This is a genomic window from Arsukibacterium sp. (assembly GCF_033722355.1).
In the GTDB taxonomy this organism is placed as follows: domain Bacteria; phylum Pseudomonadota; class Gammaproteobacteria; order Enterobacterales; family Alteromonadaceae; genus Alishewanella.
This window is the reverse complement of record NZ_JAWVZF010000215.1, coordinates 1-3,725: the sequence shown is the minus strand read 5'-3', so window position 1 is coordinate 3,725 and position 3,725 is coordinate 1. Positions and strand designations below refer to the sequence as shown.

The window sequence follows — 3,725 nt, the reverse complement described above, 5'->3', positions numbered from 1 at the left end:
GCAGGAAGTGCAAATCCGGCCATGGATAGCCGATGTCGGCAGCCTGCTTGGTGATCTCTATCGCGAAGACGCTGACTATCAGCGTGCTGAAAGCTGGTACCGGCGGGTTATCAGCCTGGCACCGCTGCATGAAGAGGCGACACTGGGTCTGGCCCGGGTATTAGCTGCCACCGGCGATACCCCGGGCGCCATCCAGCTTTGCCGGCAGCTGAAGCAGCGCCTGCAGCAAGAGGAAAAGTGCCAGCAGCTGTTTAACCCGGTTACCGATTAAGCCACTAGCTTTGCCCGGTCTGGTGAGCCCCGGCAAAGTCTTTCAGATCCCTGAGCAGATGTATGGCTGCATCGACAGGCAAGTTAAGCGGATTAAAGCTGTCTGTTTCGGCATAATTGACAAAGATTTTGCGGGTGGCCGTCGTATCAGCCGCAAAGCCCATCGACCAACCGGCAAACAGACGTTTATCGATCCAGGCATAATCCATAAGTCTGATGTCGGTATGGCGTTTATCCTGAACGATGCGGTTATACAACTGATTCACCTGCACCGCCCCGCCTTCAAGATACTGGATGATAAAATTTTTATTAAAAAACAAACAGCCAGTAATAAATTGTTTGCTGTTATTAACCCGGGAACTTTCGAGGATCTGCTCTAAAGCATTACCGGCGAACGCCGGGTTTGTCTTGCTGGTATAAATAAGCCGCACCAAAGCCATGGAACCTCCCTGGACAGCTGTTGCCCGTTGCTGATAAAACGGCACAATGCTATCTGCTGAATGTTAATTAAGCATAGCTCACTGCGGACAAGGAGACGACCCGACAAGCCGGTCCCCCGCCGCAATTCAGGCGTAAAACTGAAGACACTATTGGCTGCGTGGTACTGTTCATGCCCTTTAACGCAGTTAAGCCAGCAGTTCAGGCTGGGATCTTGTGATTGGCACCGGTAATTACATGCCGCTCTGTCACGAACAAAAACCTTATCACGCGGCGCAGCCGGCTGTGTAAAGCACAAGACAGGATGTTATAAATCTTCCCAAAGTAAATTCTCAAAGTCTGTTACCAGCAGTACCATAGTCAAAGCGGCCAGCAGGTTTTTCTGCTCGTCGGGCAAAGCCTGCCACTCCATTACCGCACCGGCATTCAGTTTATCGATGCTCCAGACTATGGTGTCCTGCTGATAAATATGAAAGCCTACCGGCGCAGCGCTTGGCCACGGCGAGCCCTGGAACTCGTGCACAGACTTAACGCTGAAATTACCTAGTTCAGTACTGAATTTGCCATCAAGTTTGTTGCTGTAAGTTTCTTTAAGCGTAAAAGTCCTATTGCCAGGCCCGGAAAATGTGCAGGTTAGCAGAGGCATATTGCCAAGCGTTGGGTCAACAGCCAGCGATTTTCTGCTGATATTCAGCAGCCAGCCGGAGCATTTTGAGTGAATATTGTCATTCGTTGTTAAAGCTCTGGCATGAAAAGTCCCACCCAGTACTGCTTTTCCAATTGGAATACCGCCGTCCACTCTGCCATAGTCGGTTGTATCAATAGTGTGCCAGCGGCCAAATGCCAGTGGTTTTTGCCAGGACAGCGGATTAGCGCCGATGACCTTGTGTTCAACCAGCAACGAAGCATTCGCGGGTGTCGCCATTTTTGCCGTACTGACACAGGCACTTAGCAAGCAGCTTGCAAGCACTATTAACATCACTTGTTTCAACGTTAACTCCAATTAATTACGACCCGCACCAAGCGTTAGGTCCAGCGTCGGTATCACTCAGCTGCAATTATCGATGTTTTCATATGCTGCTATCTGTAAAACTTTGTAACCTGAACAGCTGGCTACTCTGCCGTCGTTCTGCCTGGTCCCCTATGCTGTGCAGGCACTAAACCTGGACCTGGCAAAAATAGAAGCGCGCCCGGAGGCGCAGCAGATTATGGTGGCGAATTTAGATGAAGTTAAGCGGCATGCGTTTTGAATAAGTAATTAACTCGCATTCTTGTAAGCTAACAGCGAATTGCTGTCATCGCTTAACCACTCAACACCTAACTGGCCGGCATTAAGCAGCAAGCGACCTTGCCGGTTTGGCCGGATACGCTGTTGCTTGCGCTGTTCCACCAGAGTATCCAACAATTCTAAAATAGCGCCTTTTACACCGGCTTGTTTTAGCATCAGGTTATCTGCTTCTGCCAGGTGCCAGGCCGTAGCGGTTAGCATAGGCGAGTCAGCTTCCGCGACAAACATAATGCTGCCGCTAAGCTTTTGTAATTGAGGGTAGTTGTGACGCAGGGCTTCCAGGCTCTGCTTTTCAAGTTGGATTACATCATTATCCATAGCTTTCTCCTTAGGCTCTGTTTCAGTGTAGCCAGATTAATGGCTAGCAACAGCTCTGAACAGTGCGGATATTTCTGATGTGTACGCTAATGTTACGGGTAGCAGATTTCATTTTTATGTCAGAAAACTTCACTCAGCTAAGAACCAGCGGTTCAGTTTTTAGAGCAGAGGTCATTTTACAGAAGGTTTTGCGTAGAGATTTTTTTATGCGGGCACAAACATGGCACAATCGTGGCACATTAAACAAAAAAACCACTTCGCTTTAGCGTAAGTGGTTGATTGTTTTGGCGCACCCGTCAGGATTACTCGTATCATCCTGATACTCGCCCTTTGAGCCAGCTAAAGCTGTTCCAAATCGTTCCCGACGATTTGGTCGAACCTAACGGTTCGCTTCCTGGGGGGAAGCATAAACAAAAAAAACACCCTGCGGTGGTTGTTTTGTTTATGGCGCACCCGTCAGGATTCGAACCTGAGACCTCTGCCTCCGGAGGGCAGCGCTCTATCCAGCTGAGCTACGGGTGCAACCGTCGCACTTTGGTGCGAGCGCGCATTATAGACAGGCTTTTACTGTAAGTCTATTACCTGACAGTGCGTTTTTTAGGCAAACAGTTTTATGGCGATGATTGCACCGCCGTCGGCGACAAGCTAGAGTAACGTTATTGTGGCTCAGGAGCCGGGTTAAATGGTGGGTTTTTTCAATGCATTGCGTTATTGGCACTGGGTGTTAATAGCGATGCTGGCTGCAGCCGCCATGGTTGCAACGGAAGTACTGGTAAACCATGAACAGCAGCTTATTCGTAGCCAGCAATTACGCCATGAAGTGGCCAGTGCCGGCCAGCTGAAAGCATTACTTGAGTCAGAACTCAATATTCCGCTGTATTTAACCGTGGGACTGGCTTCTTATGTCAAAGCCAGTAGCGGTGAAATCGATAAAGCCGAGCTGGATATTTTACTGCCTGGCTTGGTAGAACAAGCCAAACATATCCGTAATATTGGTTTAGCCCCTGGCAACCGGTTGCAATATATTTACCCACTGGCCGGCAATGAGCGGGCGTTGAATTTATATTATCCTGATTTACCTGACCAGTGGCCGGCAATTGCAGAGGTTATCCAGAGCGGACAGGCAAGGCTGATAGGGCCGGTAAGGCTGGTACAGGGCGGGCAGGCCTTTATTTACCGGTTACCATTGTTTATTCCCGATAATAACTACTGGGGCATTATCAGTACCGTGGTTAATATTGAAACTATCTGGTCGCTGCTCGCTGCCAGCGCTGCCGAGCAGAATGTCACTGTAGCCCTGCGTGCGGCAGAACCGGCAACAGCCGAATACGGCAACACTTTTTTTGGCGATCCCGGCTTATTCTATGACGACAGCCTGTTACTTAACCTGGCCATTCGTGGCGCCAACTGG

General features: G+C 49.6%; 5 protein-coding genes and 1 tRNA gene. 2 read left to right on the top strand and 4 right to left on the bottom strand.

Going from position 1 to position 3,725, the window contains the following annotated elements:
* A partial coding sequence (locus tag R3177_RS13850; protein WP_318971605.1) for a bacterial transcriptional activator domain-containing protein occupies window positions 1-271 on the top strand: 271 nt, incomplete at its 5' end.
* A gap of 4 nt (window positions 272-275) precedes the next feature.
* Here the strand turns inward: R3177_RS13850 and R3177_RS13845 are convergent.
* The 4 genes from R3177_RS13845 to R3177_RS13830 all read right to left on the bottom strand — a co-directional run bounded on the left by R3177_RS13845 (window position 276) and on the right by R3177_RS13830 (window position 2,836).
* Complete coding sequence (locus R3177_RS13845; RefSeq protein WP_318971604.1) at window positions 276-710, bottom strand: BLUF domain-containing protein; 435 nt, start codon at window positions 708-710, stop codon at window positions 276-278.
* 305 nt (window positions 711-1,015) lie between these two features.
* Complete coding sequence (locus R3177_RS13840) at window positions 1,016-1,699, bottom strand: hypothetical protein (protein WP_318971603.1); 684 nt, start codon at window positions 1,697-1,699, stop codon at window positions 1,016-1,018.
* A gap of 267 nt (window positions 1,700-1,966) precedes the next feature.
* Window positions 1,967-2,314: a hypothetical protein gene (locus tag R3177_RS13835; protein WP_318971602.1), complete on the bottom strand. Its 348-nt coding sequence runs from the start codon at window positions 2,312-2,314 to the stop codon at window positions 1,967-1,969.
* Window positions 2,315-2,759: 445 nt separating this feature from the next.
* Window positions 2,760-2,836 (bottom strand) — tRNA-Arg (locus R3177_RS13830).
* Between the two features lie 160 nt (window positions 2,837-2,996).
* On the opposite strand from R3177_RS13830, the gene R3177_RS13825 reads away from it, so the two are divergent.
* Window positions 2,997-3,725, top strand: a 729-nt coding sequence (locus R3177_RS13825; RefSeq protein WP_318971601.1) for a CHASE domain-containing protein, incomplete at its 3' end; no start/stop codon positions are given.

Excerpts from the sequence above, each read along its gene's own strand:
- R3177_RS13835 (WP_318971602.1), bottom strand. The coding sequence starts at position 2,314 with ATGGATAATGATGTAATCCAACTTGAAAAGCAGAGCCTGGAAGCCCTG.
- R3177_RS13845 (WP_318971604.1), bottom strand. The coding sequence starts at position 710 with ATGGCTTTGGTGCGGCTTATTTATACCAGCAAGACAAACCCGGCGTTC.